Origin of the sequence: Streptomyces viridiviolaceus, assembly GCF_014650995.1 — a bacterium.
Taxonomy (GTDB): Bacteria; Actinomycetota; Actinomycetes; order Streptomycetales; family Streptomycetaceae; genus Streptomyces; species Streptomyces viridiviolaceus.
This window is the reverse complement of record NZ_BMWA01000046.1, coordinates 1-16,936: the sequence shown is the minus strand read 5'-3', so window position 1 is coordinate 16,936 and position 16,936 is coordinate 1. Positions and strand designations below refer to the sequence as shown.

General features: G+C 71.4%; 16 protein-coding genes. 3 read left to right on the top strand and 13 right to left on the bottom strand.

Annotation, left to right across the window (positions count from 1 at the left end; translation table 11 throughout):
• Positions 1-94 precede the first annotated feature (94 nt).
• From IE260_RS38885 to IE260_RS38865, 5 genes are all read right to left on the bottom strand, one after another.
• A complete protein-coding gene (locus IE260_RS38885; RefSeq protein WP_189880652.1) occupies positions 95-1,813 on the bottom strand; it encodes a bifunctional uroporphyrinogen-III C-methyltransferase/uroporphyrinogen-III synthase in 1,719 nt (572 codons plus the stop codon).
• Positions 1,810-2,769, bottom strand: a complete 960-nt coding sequence (gene hemC, locus IE260_RS38880; protein ID WP_189880650.1) for a hydroxymethylbilane synthase — start codon at positions 2,767-2,769, stop codon at positions 1,810-1,812. The genes IE260_RS38885 and hemC overlap by 4 nt, the downstream gene beginning before the upstream one ends.
• Positions 2,766-4,463: a glutamyl-tRNA reductase gene (locus IE260_RS38875; RefSeq protein ID WP_189880648.1), complete on the bottom strand. Its 1,698-nt coding sequence runs from the start codon at positions 4,461-4,463 to the stop codon at positions 2,766-2,768. The genes hemC and IE260_RS38875 overlap by 4 nt, the downstream gene beginning before the upstream one ends.
• Positions 4,460-5,218, bottom strand: coding sequence for a redox-sensing transcriptional repressor Rex (locus IE260_RS38870; protein WP_189880646.1), 759 nt, complete (start codon positions 5,216-5,218; stop codon positions 4,460-4,462). The genes IE260_RS38875 and IE260_RS38870 overlap by 4 nt, the downstream gene beginning before the upstream one ends.
• Before the next feature lie 274 nt (positions 5,219-5,492).
• Positions 5,493-5,798 (bottom strand): glutaredoxin family protein, encoded by a 306-nt coding sequence (locus tag IE260_RS38865; RefSeq protein WP_229881744.1) that lies wholly within the window; start codon positions 5,796-5,798, stop codon positions 5,493-5,495.
• 174 nt (positions 5,799-5,972) lie between these two features.
• Here IE260_RS38865 and IE260_RS38860 point away from each other — a divergent pair, with 174 nt between their 5' ends.
• The 3 genes from IE260_RS38860 (at position 5,973) to IE260_RS38850 (ending at position 9,481) form a co-directional block, all read left to right on the top strand.
• Positions 5,973-6,896, top strand: coding sequence for an HAD family hydrolase (locus tag IE260_RS38860; protein ID WP_189880642.1), 924 nt, complete (start codon positions 5,973-5,975; stop codon positions 6,894-6,896).
• A gap of 316 nt (positions 6,897-7,212) precedes the next feature.
• Positions 7,213-7,998, top strand: coding sequence for an ECF subfamily RNA polymerase sigma factor, BldN family (locus tag IE260_RS38855; protein WP_189880640.1), 786 nt, complete (start codon positions 7,213-7,215; stop codon positions 7,996-7,998).
• Positions 7,999-8,239: 241 nt separating this feature from the next.
• Entirely contained in the window at positions 8,240-9,481 is a 1,242-nt protein-coding gene (locus IE260_RS38850) for a DUF5667 domain-containing protein (protein WP_189880638.1), read from the top strand.
• 67 nt (positions 9,482-9,548) lie between these two features.
• Here the strand turns inward: IE260_RS38850 and IE260_RS38845 are convergent, their stop codons facing one another.
• The 8 genes from IE260_RS38845 to IE260_RS38810 all read right to left on the bottom strand — a co-directional run bounded on the left by IE260_RS38845 (position 9,549) and on the right by IE260_RS38810 (position 16,848).
• The gene (locus tag IE260_RS38845; protein WP_189880637.1) at positions 9,549-10,616 is read right to left on the bottom strand and encodes a lysophospholipid acyltransferase family protein; all 1,068 of its coding nucleotides are present in this window, start codon (positions 10,614-10,616) and stop codon (positions 9,549-9,551) included.
• Positions 10,617-10,630: 14 nt separating this feature from the next.
• Positions 10,631-11,692, bottom strand: a complete 1,062-nt coding sequence (locus IE260_RS38840) for an NAD-dependent epimerase/dehydratase family protein (protein WP_189880635.1) — start codon at positions 11,690-11,692, stop codon at positions 10,631-10,633.
• Between the two features lie 244 nt (positions 11,693-11,936).
• On the bottom strand, positions 11,937-12,035 hold the full coding sequence (locus tag IE260_RS38835) for a 30S ribosomal protein bS22 (RefSeq protein ID WP_003948845.1): 99 nt from the start codon (positions 12,033-12,035) through the stop codon (positions 11,937-11,939).
• 170 nt (positions 12,036-12,205) lie between these two features.
• Positions 12,206-12,418 (bottom strand): helix-turn-helix domain-containing protein, encoded by a 213-nt coding sequence (locus IE260_RS38830; protein ID WP_004984898.1) that lies wholly within the window; start codon positions 12,416-12,418, stop codon positions 12,206-12,208.
• Positions 12,419-12,547: 129 nt separating this feature from the next.
• Positions 12,548-13,363 (bottom strand): phosphatase, encoded by an 816-nt coding sequence (locus IE260_RS38825; protein WP_189880633.1) that lies wholly within the window; start codon positions 13,361-13,363, stop codon positions 12,548-12,550.
• 389 nt (positions 13,364-13,752) lie between these two features.
• Positions 13,753-14,925, bottom strand: coding sequence for an acetoin utilization protein AcuC (locus IE260_RS38820; RefSeq protein ID WP_189880631.1), 1,173 nt, complete (start codon positions 14,923-14,925; stop codon positions 13,753-13,755).
• Positions 14,876-16,114, bottom strand: a complete 1,239-nt coding sequence (locus tag IE260_RS38815) for an MFS transporter (protein ID WP_189880630.1) — start codon at positions 16,112-16,114, stop codon at positions 14,876-14,878. Before IE260_RS38815 ends, IE260_RS38820 begins: the two co-directional genes overlap by 50 nt.
• A gap of 89 nt (positions 16,115-16,203) precedes the next feature.
• Complete coding sequence (locus IE260_RS38810; protein WP_189880628.1) at positions 16,204-16,848, bottom strand: HAD family hydrolase; 645 nt, start codon at positions 16,846-16,848, stop codon at positions 16,204-16,206.
• Positions 16,849-16,936: the final 88 nt, after the last annotated feature.

Sequence of the window (16,936 nt, the reverse complement as noted above, 5' to 3'; positions counted from 1 at the left end):
CCCGACCGGCCCTGCCGCGGGCGTCCCGCCGCCGGTCCCGGAGACGGCGGTGCCCCGCACCCGATCACCCGGGTGCGGGGCACCGCCGTACCGCTCAGGTCGTCGACCGCCGGCGCCGCGCGCCCGGCCGACGCTCGCTCGGCCGCGTCACCGGATCCCCGGCCTCGATCGCCGCGGCCCTGCGCCGCAGGCCGAAGTCGGCCAGCGCCTCCGCCAGCCTGTGCACCGACGGCTCCGGAGCCATGACGTCGACCCGCAGGCCGTGCTCCTCGGCCGTCTTCGCCGTCGCCGGGCCGATGCAGGCGATCACCGTCACGTTGTGCGGCTTGCCCGCGATGCCGACCAGGTTCCGCACCGTGGACGACGAGGTGAACAGGACCGCGTCGAAGCCACCCCCCTTGATCGCCTCGCGGGTCTGGGCCGGCGGCGGCGACGCGCGCACGGTCCGGTAGGCGGTGACGTCGTCGACCTCCCAGCCCAGCTCGATCAGGCCGGCGACGAGCGTCTCCGTGGCGATGTCGGCGCGCGGCAGGAACACCCGGTCGATCGGGTCGAAGACCGGGTCGTACGGCGGCCAGTCCTCCAGCAGGCCCGCGGCCGACTGCTCGCCGCTGGGCACCAGGTCCGGCTTCACACCGAAGGCGATCAGCGCCTTGGCGGTCTGCTCGCCCACCGCGGCGACCTTGATGCCCGCGAAGGCACGGGCGTCCAGCCCGTACTCCTCGAACTTTTCCCGGACCGCCTTCACCGCGTTGACCGACGTGAACGCGATCCACTCGTACCGGCCCGTCACCAGGCCCTTGACCGCCCGCTCCATCTGCTGGGGCGTGCGCGGCGGCTCGACGGCGATCGTCGGCACCTCGTGCGGCACGGCCCCGTACGACCGCAGTTGGTCGGAGAGCGACGCCGCCTGCTCCTTCGTACGCGGCACGAGCACCTTCCAGCCGAACAGCGGCTTGGACTCGAACCACGACAGCTGGTCGCGCCGGGCGGCGGCGGAACGCTCACCGACCACGGCTATCACCGGCCGGCCGCCGTCCGCCGACGGCAGCACCTTGGCCTGCTTCAGCGTCTGCGCGATCGTGCCCAGGGTGGCGGTCCAGGTGCGCTGCCGGGTCGTCGTACCGGCGATCGTCACCGTCAGCGGGGTGTCCGGCTTGCGGCCCGCCGACACCAGCTCACCGGCGGCCGCGGCCACCGAGTCCAGCGTCGTCGACACCACGACCGTGCCGTCGGAGGCGCCCACCTCGGTCCAGCAGCGGTCCGAGGCCGTACTGGCGTCCACGAACCGCACGTCGGCGCCCTCGGAGTCGCGCAGCGGGACACCGGCGTACGCGGGCACGCCGACGGCGGTCGCGATGCCGGGGACGACCTCGAACGGCACCCCGGCCGCGGCGCACGCCAGCATCTCCTCGGCGGCGTACGCGTCGAGCCCGGGGTCCCCGGTCACCGCACGGACGACCCGCCTGCCGCCCCGCGCGGCCTCCATGACAAGATGTGCGGCATCCCGCACAGCGGGGACACCGGAGGTGGTTGACGCGCCGTCAACAACCGCCAGTCTGGGCGTGCCTGTGCCCGGATCCGGGTTCGCGGAGGAATCCGTGGACGGATCCGCGTCCGTGTGCACTTCGGCTACGCCCTGCCTCGCGTGCGTGCGTACGACGTCGAGCACCTCGTGCTCGGCGACGAGGACGTCCGCGTTCGCCAGCGCCTCCACGGCGCGCAGAGTCAGCAGTCCCGGATCTCCGGGTCCGGCACCGAGGAAGGTGACGTGCCCGTGTTCCGGACCGGCGGGAAGGGTGGTGGGGCTCAATGTGCTCGCTCCCCCATCAGACCGGCCGCGCCCTGGGCGAGCATCTCGGTGGCGAGTTCGCGACCGAATGCCAGTGCCGCCTCGTGCGTCTGGGGCACGGGACCGGTGGTGGACAGCTGCACCAGCGTGGAACCGTCGGTCGTACCGACGACACCGCGCAGGCGCATTTCCTTGACAATCTGCCCGTCGGCCAACAGGTCGGCCAACGCGCCCACGGGCGCGCTGCAGCCGGCCTCCAGGGCGGCGAGCAGTGACCGCTCGGCCGTCACGGCGACCCGCGTGAACGGGTCGTCGAGCTCGGCGAGCGCGGCGATGAGCTCCGAGTTGTCCGCGGTGCACTCGATCGCCAGGGCCCCCTGGCCGGGAGCCGGCAGAACCGTGTCGACCGACAGGAAGTCGGTCACCTCGTCGATGCGGCCGACCCGGTTCAGCCCGGCGGCGGCCAGCACGACGGCGTCGAGCTCGCCACTGCGGACGTATCCGATGCGGGTGTCGACGTTGCCCCGGATCGGAACCGTCTCGATCTCCAGCCCGTGGCTGCGCGCGTACGCGTTCAGCTGCGCCATGCGGCGCGGCGCCCCCGTACCTATGCGCGCCCCGCGGGGCAGGTCGGTCAGCTTCCGCGCGTCCCGGGCGACGACCACGTCCCGCGGGTCCTCGCGCTCGGGTACGGCGGCCAGGACCAGGCCCTCGTGCGGTTGGGTGGGGAGGTCCTTGAGCGAATGAACCGCGAAGTCGACCTCACCACGCAGCAGGGCCTCGCGCAGTGCGGCCACGAACACGCCCGTGCCGCCGATCTGTGCCAGGTGCTCGCGGGAGGTGTCGCCGTAGGTGGTGATCTCGACCAGCTCAACGGGCCGACCGGTCACCTGGCTCACGGCATCCGCCACCTGCCCGGACTGGGCCATGGCGAGCTTGCTCCGCCTGGTCCCCAGCCTCAGTGCCTTCTCAGTCATGCCGGCCCTCGGTTCTTCTCAGTGCTGTTCTCGGCGCGGGAGACGGAGGCCACCGTCTCGGGGTCGAGGTCGAACAGGGTGCGCAACGCGTCCGCGTACCCGGCGCCGCCGGGCTCGGCCGCGAGCTGCTTGACCCGTACCGTCGGCGCGTGCAGCAGCTTGTCGACCACACGCTTGACGGTCTGGGTGATCTCGGCGCGGTGCTTGTCGTCCAGGCCGGGCAGCCGCCCCTCCAGCCGGGCGATCTCGCCGGCCACCACGTCGGCGGCCATGCTGCGCAGGGCGACGACGGTGGGCGTGATGTGCGCGGCCCGCTGGGCGGCGCCGAAGGCCGCGACCTCGTCGGCGACGATCCGGCGGACCTGGTCGACGTCGGACGCCATCGGCGCGTCGGCGGAGGCCTCGGCGAGCGACTCGATGTCCACCAGGCGCACGCCGGTCAGCCGGTGCACGGCGGCGTCGATGTCGCGCGGCATGGCGAGGTCGAGCAGGAACATCACGGGCTGCGGGCGCGGCACCTCGGCGACCGGCTCGGGCCGGCGCCGCTCGGGGATGCGTCCGACGGTGGCCGCGGTCGCGGCGAGCGCGGTGATCAGCTCGGCGTCCGCCTCGGGGCTGGGCCGCCCGGTCTCACGCGGCCGGTCCACGGCCGTCCCGCCCGCGACCCAGGCGGCGTGCTGCTCCAGCGTCGCCGCGTCCATGCCGGCCACGGCGGCCTCCCCCATGACTGAGAAGCCCGAGGGCACGGCCGACAGGTCGAGCGGGCAGCCGTCCTCGGCGCCGACGCCGGCGGACGGCAGCGGTGCCTCGGTGACCACGGGACGGTCGTCGATCTCCGCGACCGGCTCCCCGGTGCGGCCCTCGACCGCCGTCGCGACGGCGTCGGCGGTGAGGACGAGTCCCGTGGCGCCGGTGCAGGAGACGGCCACGTCGGCACGTGTCAGTTCCACCGGCACCGACTCCATCGGTACCGCGCGGGCCGCCACGTCCGTGTCGTCGCCCTCGCTCAGGATCTGCGCGAGCCGCTCGGCCCGCTCGAAGGTGCGGTTGGCGACGACGATCTCGGCGACACCGGCGCGCGCCAGCGTGGCGGCGGCCAGCGACGACATCGAACCGGCGCCGATGACCAGGGCCTTCTTGCCCGCGGCCCACTGCTGGACGTCTCCGCCGGCGGCCAGCTGCTGAAGGCCGAAGGTGACCAGGGACTGCCCGGCGCGGTCGATGCCGGTCTCGGAGTGGGCGCGCTTGCCCACCCGGAGGGCCTGCTGGAACAGGTCGTTCAGCAGGCGGCCCGCGGTGTGCAGGTCCTGCGCCCTGGCCAGGGAGTCCTTGATCTGGCCGAGGATCTGGCCCTCGCCGACGACCATCGAGTCGAGGCCGCAGGCCACCGAGAACAGGTGGTGGACGGCCCGGTCCTCGTAGTGCACGTAGAGATAGGGAGTGAGCTCCTCCAGGCCGACCCCGCTGTGCTGGGCCAGCAGCGTGGACAGCTCGGCGACACCGGCGTGGAACTTGTCCACGTCGGCGTAGAGCTCGATGCGGTTGCAGGTGGCGAGCACCGCGGCCTCGGTGGCCGGTTCGGCGGCGACGGTGTCCTGGAGCAGCTTCAGCTGGGCGTCCGCGCTCAGGGAGGCCCGCTCCAGCACGCTGACCGGGGCGCTGCGGTGGCTCAGTCCGACGACGAGGAGGCTCATGCCGGCATCACGGCGGGAACGTCCCCGTCGGGTCCCTGGTCGGTGGACGCCTTGCGGGCGGCGGCGGGGACGGCGGCCTCGGCCGCGGCCTCCTCGCCGGCCTTGCGCTGCTCGTGGAAGGCGAGGATCTGCAGCTCGATGGAGAGGTCGACCTTGCGCACGTCGACGCCGTCCGGGACGTTCAGCACGGTCGGCGCGAAGTTCAGGATGGAGGTGACACCGGCGGCCACGAGACGGTCGCAGACCTGCTGGGCGGCACCGGCGGGCGTCGCGATCACGCCGATCGACACGCCGTTGTCCTGGATGATCTTCTCCAGCTCGTCGGTGTGCTGCACCGGGATCCCCGCGACGGGCTTGCCGGCCATGCCGGGGTCGGCGTCGATGAGCGCCGCGACCCGGAAACCGCGGGAGGCGAAACCGCCGTAGTTGGCGAGGGCGGCACCGAGGTTACCGATACCGACGATCACAACCGGCCAGTCCTGGGTGAGGCCCAGTTCCCGGGAGATCTGGTAGACGAGATACTCGACGTCGTAGCCGACGCCCCGGGTCCCGTAGGAGCCGAGGTAGGAGAAGTCCTTGCGCAGCTTCGCGGAGTTGACTCCCGCCGCGGCCGCCAGCTCCTCGGAGGAGACCGTGGGGACCGAGCGCTCCGACAGTGCGGTGAGGGCTCGGAGGTACAGCGGAAGCCTGGCGACGGTGGCCTCGGGAATCCCTCGGCTGCGGGTCGCCGGTCGGTGTGTTCGGCCAGTTGCCACGGTGCTCCTGCGGGTAGAGCGGGGCTGTAGGCGGTCATACGTCCCTACATGACCGCCCCGTCGAATGCAGGCTATGTCTTTGTGAACGCGTGCACAAAGATGGTGTCCGATTTGCCCAGCCAACGTGACCGGACTCACGCGCCCCCGGCGTGTGAACCGGGAACCGGCGCACGCGCACACGCGTTCCTCTCCCATCGGGGGCAAAGCCGCACACGCTCCTCACGATCAACGCCCCCGAGACCAAGTCGCCATCGATCCTAAGCGACCATCCGGACTACTTGGACTGCTCGGTCAGTGCCTTGCGCAGGCGTTCCTCGTTCACACGCCAGAAGGTGTGCTGCCTTCCGTCGACGAGTACGACGGGGATCTGCTCCCAGTACTGGTCGTGGAGTCGGCGGTCCTCGGTGATGTCCTTCCCCTCCCAGGGGACGCCGAGGTCGGCGCACACCTTCTCGACGACGCGTTGTGCGTCATCACACAGATGGCAGCCGGGTTTGCGGATGAGGGTGACGAGATGGTGCTCGGGGTGATGAGGGGGCTGTGGGTTCTTTCGGCGGAACAGAGGGGTCATGCCGGCCATTCTCGCGCGCGCGGGGGCGGCGGGGGGCTCCTCCGCGGCGAGGGGGCCACCGGCCGGGTCGGCACGCCGACGCGCCCGGCGCGCCGGTTCTTTAACGACACGGTCGCCGAGAGTTCACAGCGCCCGAACCTCTCGACTCCGGAACCCCCGAACAAACTGGCTATGCTCACCGTCATGGCCGCTCTCGGATGGCTCACCCCCCGTAGGCGCTCCGCCACGGCGCGGAGCGTGTTGGCAGGCGAGGCCTCGGCGGAGGCCGCCCGCAAGTCCACGCAGGACGTTCCCGTCTCCGGCACCGGCGAGGAACCGGAGTTCCCGGTCCACGGCGACGACAGGGCGGCCGCGTTCTTCGATCTCGACAACACGGTGATGCAGGGCGCCGCCCTCTTCCACTTCGGCCGGGGCCTGTACAAGCGGAAGTTCTTCGAGACCCGCGACCTCGCCCGGTTCGCCTGGCAGCAGGCATGGTTCCGGCTGGCCGGGTTCGAGGACCCGGAGCACATGCAGGACGCCCGCGACTCGGCCCTGTCGATCGTCAAGGGCCACCGCGTCTCCGAGCTGAAGTCGATCGGCGAGGAGATCTACGACGAGTACATGGCCGAGCGCATCTGGCCGGGGACGCGGGCGCTGGCCCAGGCCCACCTGGACGCCGGGCAGCGGGTCTGGCTGGTCACGGCGGCCCCGGTGGAGATCGCCCAGGTGATCGCCCGCCGCCTGGGCCTGACCGGCGCGCTGGGCACGGTGGCCGAGTCGCTCGACGGCGTCTACACGGGCAAGCTGGTCGGCGAGCCCCTGCACGGCCCGGCGAAGGCCGAGGCGGTGCGGGCACTGGCGGCGGCGGAGGGCCTGGACCTCTCCCGCTGCGCCGCCTACAGCGACTCGCACAACGACATCCCGATGCTGTCGCTGGTCGGCCACCCGTACGCGATCAACCCCGACGCGAAACTGCGCAAACACGCCCGCGAACTGGACTGGCGCCTGCGCGACTACCGCACGGGCCGCAAGGCGGCCAAGGTCGGCATCCCCGCGGCCGCCGGCGTGGGCGCGGTGGCCGGCGGCACGGCGGCGGCCATCGCCCTGCACCGCCGCCGCCGCTGACACCCCGGTCGCCGGCCAATCCGAATCACGTACCCCCGCGGCCCCCTCCGCAGTCCCCTTCTCTCACATCGGCCACAACACGCTCTGTAGTCACCCGGAACGCGAACCGTTCCGGTCAGCCGGTGATCACTATGTGACACCCGAACGAGCGCCAATCGGTTACAGAAGCGACGTAATCGATGATTTGAGCAACTGGGCGTAGCAGGGCCTGCACGAAGCGTTATTCTCCTCAGACGCAAACCGGTACCCCTCCGTCGCCACGACGGGTGAACGGTCCCGCACTGCACGTGATGGAAGCTCTGCCTCTGGGAGTCCCGTGTACCCACACGTCGGGGTTGACGCCTCGGGCCTGGCTACGCTGCGCGCAACGGTCAAATCGGTCCAAGACCTGTTGCGCGGTGTCGTCCCCACCGCGTACGCCGTCCCCGCTTTCGCCGCGGCCACCGCCCCTGTCGGCCCGTGCTACGCACTCGCCGAGAGCGGCGCCGCCGTAGGCAGACGCGGGCGGCCGTCCGGGACCGCCGCCACCGCCCGCCGGCCTGCCGCGGACAGCGACAGCGCCCGGATGATGGACCTGGTGGAGCGCGCCCAGGCCGGCGAGGCCGACGCGTTCGGACGGCTCTACGACCAGTACAGCGACACCGTGTACCGCTACATCTACTACCGCGTGGGCGGCAAGGCGACCGCCGAGGATCTCACGAGCGAGACCTTTCTGCGGGCCCTGCGGCGCATCGGCACCTTCACCTGGCAGGGCCGCGACTTCGGCGCCTGGCTGGTGACCATCGCCCGCAACCTCGTCGCCGACCACTTCAAGTCCAGCCGCTTCCGCCTGGAGGTCACCACCGGCGAGATGCTCGACGCCAACGAGGTCGAGCGCTCCCCCGAGGACTCCGTCCTCGAATCCCTCTCCAACGCCGCCCTCCTCGACGCCGTGCGGCGGCTCAACCCACAGCAACAGGAGTGCGTGACGCTCCGCTTCCTCCAGGGCCTCTCCGTCGCCGAGACGGCTCGCGTCATGGGGAAGAACGAGGGCGCCATCAAGACGCTCCAGTACCGGGCCGTCCGGACCCTCGCCCGGCTGCTCCCGGACGACGCGCGCTGAGATCCGGCGCGACGACCCTCCGCAACCCCCAAGTCACCTACGGTGAAAGTCCGTTGACTCCACGGTCCACTCGCCCGCCGTCCGTAACCCAAGTGCCGCGCCGCTCGTTGTGCGGGATGCAGGCTCCCTGTGGTCACCCCCTGGCCGACTCCGATCACACGTTCGTGTGGCGGTGGTCGGGGCGTGCAACCCTCAGGACCCCCTGGGGAGTCGACCGTCATGACGAGAGGAGGTGCCGCCAGTGATCGCGAACGTATCGGCGCACCGGCGGGCGAACGCCTTCGCCCAGGCTCTGGAGGAGCAGTCCGATCCGGGCGCGGCGGCCGAGCAGTCCGAGGGACCGGCCCCGGCCCGGGCCACCGCGGACAAGACCGAGCAGGGTCGTCTGCTGACCCTCGCCGCCGGCCTGGAGACGCTGCCCCGGCCCGAGCTGGACCCCGAGGTCAAGGTCGTCCAGCGGGCCCAGCTGGTGGCCGCGTTCGAGGCCATGCTGCAGGAGGGCTCCACGGGCGGCGAGGCGGCGGACCCTTCGGTGCCCGGACAGCGCCGGGCCCGTGGCGCCCACCGGGCGACCCCACTGAAGAGGTTCCGGCCGCGCACACGGCTGGCCAAGGGCCTCACCGCGGGCGGACTGAGCGTCGGTGTCGCCGCGGGAGCCTTCGGCGGAGTCGCCGCCGCCAGTTCGGACGCCCTGCCCGGTGACTCGCTCTACGGACTCAAACGCGGGATCGAGGACTTCCGGCTCGGCCTCACCGACGGGGACGACGAACGCGGCCGGGCCTACCTCGACCAGGCCTCCACCCGGCTCGGCGAAGCGCGCCGGCTCATGGAGCGCGGCCGCAGCGGCCACCTCGACCACGAGTCCCTCAGCGAGGTCCGCCGCGCCCTGGCCGGCGTCCAGCACGACGCGTCCGAGGGCCACCGGCTGCTCAGCGCGGCCTACGCCCGCGACCCCGACTCGCTCGGCCCCATGCAGGCCCTGTCCGCCTTCTCCCGCTCCCACCAGGACGCCTGGGGAGCGCTGCGCGACAGGCTGCCCGTGCAGCTCGGGGACGTGAGTGAGCAGGTGTCGTCGGTGTTCGACGCCATAGAGGAGGACGTGGCCCCGCTGCGATCCCTGCTCCCGCAGCCCCCGGCCCAGGACGACACCGACGACAACCGCCCGGGCGGATCCCGGTCGGCGTCCACCGACACCCCCGGCGCCGGGCGTTCGGCTACCCCCAGCACCGGCAGCAGCGGCTCGTCCGACAGCGGCCGGGAAGGCAGCCGCGGCCCCAGCGAGTCGGCGGAATCCGGCAGCGAGGGTGACGGCCTGCTCGGCGGCGGCACGGGAGGCGGTCTGCTCGACCCGCCGAAGGACAGCGGCAGCGCCTCGCCGTCCACGAGCGACAAGACCCCGACCCCCGAGCCGGACGTCACGCTTCCCCCGCTCCTCCCGGGCCTGCTGCCCGGCCTGGGCATCCAGGGCGAGGACGCGGACTGAGACAGCGATACACCGACGGGGGCGCCCCTTCCCAGCGAGGGGCGCCCCCGTCGGCGTACGCACACCGTCAGAAGAACACCGACCGCCGCTGCACCAGCAACTTGTAGAGCGTGTGCTGGATCTGCTCCCGGACCTGATCGGTCAGGTTGAACATCAGCATCGGGTCCTCGGCGGCCTCCGGCGGATAGCCGTCCGTGGGGATCGGCTCACCGAACTGGATCGTCCACTTCGTCGGCAACGGCACCGCACCGAGCGGACCGAGCCACGGAAAGGTCGGCGTGAGCGGGAAGTACGGGAAGCCCAGCAGCCTCGCGAGGGTCTTGGCGTTGCCGATCATCGGGTAGATCTCCTCCGCCCCGACGATCGAGCACGGAATGATCGGCACGCCCTGCCTCAGGGCCGTGGAGACGAAACCGCCACGCCCGAAGCGCTGCAGCTTGTAGCGCTCGCTGAACGGCTTGCCGATGCCCTTGAAGCCCTCCGGCATCACCCCGACCAGTTCGCCCTGCCCGAGCAGCCGCTCGGCGTCCTCCGAGCACGCCAGGGTGTGGCCGAGCTTGCGGGCCAGCTCGTTGACCACCGGCAGCACGAACACCAGGTCCGCCGCCAGCAGCCGCAGGTGCCGGCCGGCCGGGTGGTGGTCGTGGACGGCGACCTGCATCATCAGGCCGTCCAGCGGCAGCGTCCCGGAGTGGTTGGCCACGATCAGGGCACCGCCCTCGGCGGGGATGTTCTCCACGCCCTTCACGTCGACCCGGAAGTACTTCTCGTACACCGGCCGCAGCAGGGACATCAGCACCTGGTCGGTGAGTTCGGCGTCGTAGCCGAAGTCGTCGACCTCGTAGTCACCGGTCAGGCGGCGGCGCAGGAAGGCCAGGCCACCGGCGATGCGCCGCTCCAGACCGCCGTCGTCCGCCGGCCGCTGCCGGGACGGCCTCGAGGGCTCCTCCTCGTGCGTCACAGGGGCATCGCCCTGCGCGGCGCCCCTGACGGGCAGCGGCTGGACCTCGCGTACCGGCGCGGGCTCCGCGGTGCCCTTGCGCCGGCTCCCCGTGTTCCGGCGCCGCGACGGGCGCTGCACCGCGCTTCCGCGGGACCGGTCGTCGTCGAACGGAATGACCTTGGCATCCGCCATCGTTGATGCGCTCCTCAGTTGGCGCTCTGCGTCGGGGGGTGGCCACTGCCCCGGAGGGACAGCGCCGCGATCCGGTCGACGGCCCCCGCAACGGCCTGCGGGGGAAGCAGTCCGGGCCCTCGGCCGCGCACGAAGTCCGCGAACGTCTGCGCCGTCGTGTACTTCGGCCGGAAACCCAGCGTCTCGCGCATCTGTGTGGTGTCCACGACCCGCCCGTGAGTGAGCAGCCGGATCTGTTCGGGAGAGAAGTCCGTCATCCCCAGCGTACGCACCAGGGAGCCCGCCCAGGTGACCGCCGGCAGCAGCAGCGGCACCGTGGGCCGGCCGAGGCGCCGCGAGCACTGGGAGAGCAGCAGGACGCCGTCACCGGCGATGTTGAAGGTGCCGCTGTTCAGCGTGCCCCGCCGCGGCTCGTGCGAGGAGATCCGCAGCACCTCGATCACGTCGTCCTCGTGCACGAACTGCAGCCGCGGGTCGTATCCGAAGACGGTCGGCAGCACCGGCACGGCGAAGTACGAGGCCAGCGGCGTGTCGGCGGTCGGGCCGAGGATGTTGGCGAACCGCAGCACGCACACCGCGACGTCCGGCCGCCGGCGCGCGAAGCCCCGCACGTACCCCTCGACCTCGACCGTGTCCTTGGCGAAGCCGCCGCTGGGCAGGGACTTGGGCGGTGTCGTCTCGGTACAGACCGCCGGGTCGCGGGGCGCGGACCCGTAGACGTTCGTGCTGGACTTGACCACGAGCCGCTTCACGGTGGGGGACTTCTGGCAGGCACCGAGCAGCTGCATGGTGCCGATGACGTTGGTCTCCTTGACCGACGTCCGGCTGCCGCTGCCCAGCGGGGTGCCAGTGACGTCCATGTGGACGACCGTGTCGGCGCCCGTCTCGGCGAGCACCCGCCCGATGGTCGGCTGCCGGATGTCGGCCTGTACGAAGTCGGCGCCGCCCAGATGGTGCTCCGGCGGAACGGCGTCCACGGCGACGACCCGGTCCACGTCGGGATCACGCTGGATCCGCCGTACGAAGCGGCCCCCCAACTGACGGGCCACACCGGTCACGAGCACGACCTTTCCCAAGATCAGCGCCTTCCTTCCGCCCTAGTACGGTCCCAGCCCGGCTCTTGTCGTCCACCTGCTCGTACCCTGCCGCGTTCCCCGCCCGGGGGCCAACTTAGCCGCTCGGTGTTGCGCTGTGATGACCGCCGGATGCAGCAAGTGACGAGAAATCGCGCTCGTTCCCGCTGGGGCTGCGGACACGACTGTGGCCCCCCACCTGGTGCGGTGGGGGGCCACAGGACACGCTCTCGCGCAGCCGCGTCGCTTACTTCTTGTTGCGACGCTGGACGCGCGTGCGCTTGAGCAGCTTGCGGTGCTTCTTCTTGGCCATCCGCTTGCGCCGCTTCTTGATAACAGAGCCCACGACTACCCTCGCTCACTTCTCATCACTCGGTTGTTTGGGCGCCATGGGCCCACACGACCTACGAGGGGCTAGCCTACCCGCCCCGGCGCTGAGGTCGTAATCGAGGGGTGAGGGCGAGAGAGGGAAACCGGGAGAGGTCCGACGAGCCCTGAGGACTCCCCCGGTCGCCGTCAGGCTGTTTCCACCCCCACATAGCTCTCGCGGAGGTACTCGTGAACCGCTTGCTCCGGGACACGGAACGACCGTCCCACCCGGATCGCGGGCAGATGACCGCTGTGCACCAGGCGGTACACGGTCATCTTGGACACTCGCATCACCGAGGCGACCTCCGCCACGGTAAGGAACTGAACCTCGTTCAGAGGCCTTTCGCCAGCTGCAGCCATGACACACCTGAACCTTCCGCACTCGACGGCCACCGGCTTCCCCTTCCGGTGACTCTTCGTCGCTGCGTGCTCACTCCCCAATGTAGGTGCGGGTGATGCGAATGGGGAAGAGGTGCATCCATCGGCGTCCTACTGGGACAGACACGCCCGATTGAGTACGTAGCGGGTCAGCGGCAGGTAGTAATCAGACCGCACACCGTCATCAAGTGGAACGACGACGGACACGGACCCCTCCGCCTCCCCCACGAAGAGCGCGGGATCGTCCGTATCGGCCGGCCCGATGGCCTCGAACCCCAGCTGACCTGCTCCGCAGACCCATCCGTGGTCCCCGATCACCAACTCGGGCAGGGGTCCGCCGGCCTCGGCCGCCGCGGCCAGCGCCGCACGAACCGGGAGGGGCGAATGCGTGTGTGCGCCGGGCTCACCACCGGCGCGGGGCGCGCCCGGTTCCCGCACCAACGCGACTCCCCGGACGTAGTCGAGGTTGTACGTGCGTAGGCCGAACCGGGTCGTTATGTCGACACGGCGACCCTGCGCCGGGGTGAGGACCCTACATCCCGCCGCCGACAGCGCATCGGCCAAGGCGGCGTAGAAACCGAGCAGTCGATGGGGGTGCCCGGTGCCGAGGAGCACCGGGTCGCGACGCTGAGCGACGACGGCGAGCCGCCCGGCGAAGGCGTCCAGAGCGGTCAGCGTCCGCTCCGGATCGATCACATCCTGACCCGAAGTACACCGCGGGTCGGCCGAAACCCCACACCTGTCCGCCATCAACCCGATCACGTCCCGCTGCCCCCAGGTACCCACCGGATCGATCCCGATCAGCATGCGCGGGTCCCGAGCGGCGAACAACCGGTAACTCCGCAGACTCACCTCCCGGGGAGTGGCCACGACCCCGGCAAGACGAACGGCCAGCAGATGGTCCCGGAGCGCTCCGCGGGTCAGCACACCCTCGATGCTGACGAACGAAGCCCCCCGAAAGGACCAGAACACCGAAAACTACCCTCGGTCGGCGTAACGCCACGGCCGTCGCCGCCCTCGCTGCGGGCAGTCACGCCGCCCCCGGCCCCCGAACCGTAGCCGCCGTAGCTGCGGGCAATCCCGCCCCGCCACCGCCTCCACCGCCGCAGCCGCCGCCGTCGCCGCCGTCGCAGCCGCGGGCAGTCGTGCCTCCCCCAGTGCCTGAGCGGCCTGGGAGGTACCCCCAGGAGGGGCGGCACGGGTGGGCGCAGCGGCACCCCGTCAGCGCCGGGCCGCGCGACCCACCCTCGGCCCGCCCCCACGCCGGGCACCATGGCCAACGCCGGACCACAGGGCGGCGTCCCCCGGCACCACCGTCACGCCAACAACCCCCGCAGCGGAAACACCGCCCGCCGAGCCGCCAACACCGCCTGGTCCAACCGATCCGCAGGGTCGTACCCGGCCTCCCAAGAGGCCCAGGAAACAGGCCACCGCCCATCCGTCATCCGCATCGGCCCCAACTGCCGCGTCCGCGCGAACACATCCTGCCGCCACCCCTCCGGAATCACCGTCTCCGGCTCCACCGGCCGCCCCGCGGCGATCCCCACCAGGTGCGTCCACGACCGCGGCACCACATCCACCACGGCGTAACCGCCCCCGCCCAACGCCACCCACCGCCCCCCGGCGTACTCGTGCGCCAGCTCGTGACACGCCAGCTGCACCGCCCGCTGCGCATCCAGCGACACCGCCAGATGCGCGAGCGGATCCTCGAAGTGCGTATCGGCCCCGTGCTGCGTCACCAGCACCTGCGGCCGAAAGTCCGCGATCAGCTCCGGCACCACCGCGTGGAACGCCCGCACCCACCCCGCGTCCCCGGTCCCCGCCGGCAGCGCGACATTCACCGCCGACCCCTCCGCGCGGTCGGCCCCGGTCTCCTCCGGCCACCCGGTCTGCGGAAACAGCGTCCGCGGATGCTCGTGCAGCGAGATCGTCAGAACCCGCGGATCCTCCCAGAACGCCGCCTGCACACCATCGCCGTGATGGACGTCCACGTCCACGTACGCGACCCGCTCCGCCCCCAGCTCCAGCAGCCGCGCGATCGCCAGCGCCGCGTCGTTGTACACACAGAACCCCGACGCGCTCCCCGGCATCGCATGGTGCAGCCCGCCCGCGAAGTTCACCGCGTGCAGCGCGTCCCCGCGCCACACCGCCTCCGCCGCCCCCACCGACTGTCCCGCGATCAGCGCGGACACCTCGTGCATCCCCGCAAAGGCCGGATCGTCCATCGTCCCCAGCCCGTACGACCCGTCCGCCGACCCGGGATCCACGGAAGCCGCCTTCACGGCGTCGATGTAGTCCTCCCGGTGCACGAGCCGCAGCGTCGACTCCCCGGCGGGCTTCGCCGCGACCACCTCCACTTCCCGGTCGAGCCCGAGGGCACCGACCAGTCGTCGCGTCAGGGCGAGCCGAACCGGATCCATCGGATGCTCCGGCCCGAAGTCATAGCCCGTTACTGCCTCGTCCCACATCAGCTGTGCGCGGCCGCTCATGCCCGCCACCGTATCGGTCCGGTTGAGCCGCGAACGACCTTGCGTGCACGAGCGTCACCAGCACCAACACCATCGGCACGAGCATGGCCCCGCGGTAGCTCCAGGCGTCCCCGAGCGCTCCCACCAACGGCGAACCGATCAGGAACCCCACGTAGTTGAAGACATTGAGCCGCGCCACAGCCGCGTCCGAAGCGCCCGGACCGTAGGTCTCGAAGGCGTGCCGCCCGGCCGCCGCGAACGTCTGCGGCACCAGCACGCACAACCCCAGCCCCAGCAGCGTGAACCCGAGCATCCCCACCCACGCCCCTGGCGCCCCGGCCACCACGGCGAACCCGCCCGCCGCGACCACCGCACCGCACCGCACCACCGCCACGGCACCGAAGCGCCGCACCCCGAAGTCCCCGACGGCCCGCCCCACCAGCGTGGTGACCATGTACACGTTGTACGGAACCGTCGCCAGCTGCTCCGAGCTCCCCAGCACGTCCTGGAGGTACTTCGCGCTCCAGTTGGAGACCGTCGAGTCCCCGATGTACGCGAACGTCATCACCAGGCACAGCGGCATCAGCACCTTGAAGCCGACACCCGCGCCCTCCCTCGTCTTCCGCGGCTCCCCGACCGGGCCCTGCGCGGCGGTCTCATCGACGTACCACCGACTCCCCACCAGCGCGGCGGGCAGCAACACCGCCACGGCCGGCAGATACGACACCCACAGCGCCAGATCCCAGTGCGCCCCCACCCAGGCCAACGAGGCGCCCACGATCCCGCCCAGGCTGTAGGCCGCGTGGAACCCGAGCATGATGCTGCGTCCGTACGCCCGCTGCAGGCTCACCCCGAGCATGTTCATCGCCGCGTCCAGCACACCCACGGCCAGCCCGAACGCGGCGAGCGCCACGGCCAGTCCCGCCATCCGGTCGCCCAGCCCCACCCCCAACAGCGACAGGAGCACCACCGGTTGGGACCAACGCAGCAGCCGCCCCGGCCGTATCCGCCGCACCAGCCGCTCGGTCGCCACACTGCCGACACCCGCCAGGATCGGTACGGCCGCCAGGAAGACGGGCAGCAGCGCGTCTGAGACGCCGTACCGGTCCTGAATGGCCGGGATGCGCGTCACGAGCAGAGCGAAGGTGACGCCCTGCGTGAAGAAGCTGAACGCCAACGAGGCCCTGCCGCGCCGCAGCACATCAGTCATGGCCGCGAGCGTAGGGCCCCGGCCTACCCGTGGGTAGATCCAGCCAAAGGTGAATTCCGCTCAGCTTCCTCGCGCCAAGCCGCCCGGAGTCATACCAACAGGTCGGCCAACTCTCCCATCGTCGCGAAGAGATGAGTCGCCCCGGACAGCTTCGCGGCGGGCGTCATGGCGGTGAACCCGTAGACGTCCATGCCGGCCGCGACAGCCGCCCGCACGCCGAGCGGACTGTCCTCGACGACAACACACTTCTCCGGCGCGACCCCCATCCGCTCGGCAGCGTGCAGGAAGAGATCGGGCGCCGGCTTCCCCCGCCCCACGTCCTCCGAGCTGAAGATGCGCCCGCCGTCGAACCACCGGTCCAGTCCGGTCTTCCGATGCCCCACGCGAATCCGCTCATGGCTCCCGGACGACGCCACGCAGTACGGCACCCCGTCCGCGGCGAGCTTCTCCAGCACGCCGACGACGCCGGGCACCTGCTCCAGGTCCTGCTCGAAGGCGGCGAAGACCCGCCCATGAAACACGTCGTCGAAGTCCTCGGGGAGCCGCCGGCCCGTCCGCTCCTGGATCAGGTCATGAACCCGGTGCATCGCGGCCCCCATGTAGTCCCGGAGGGAGTCCTCGTACGACGTCGGGTGACCCAGCTCGGTCAGATAGCCGGCGAGAAGCCGGTTGGAGATCGGCTCACTGTCCACGAGGACGCCGTCGTTGTCGAAGATGACCAGGTCATAGCGCATGGAACGACCTTAAACGCAGAAAACCCCGCACCGAAAGGTGCGGGGTTTTCTCCAAAAATTGTTCGGCGGCGTCCTACTCTCCCACAGG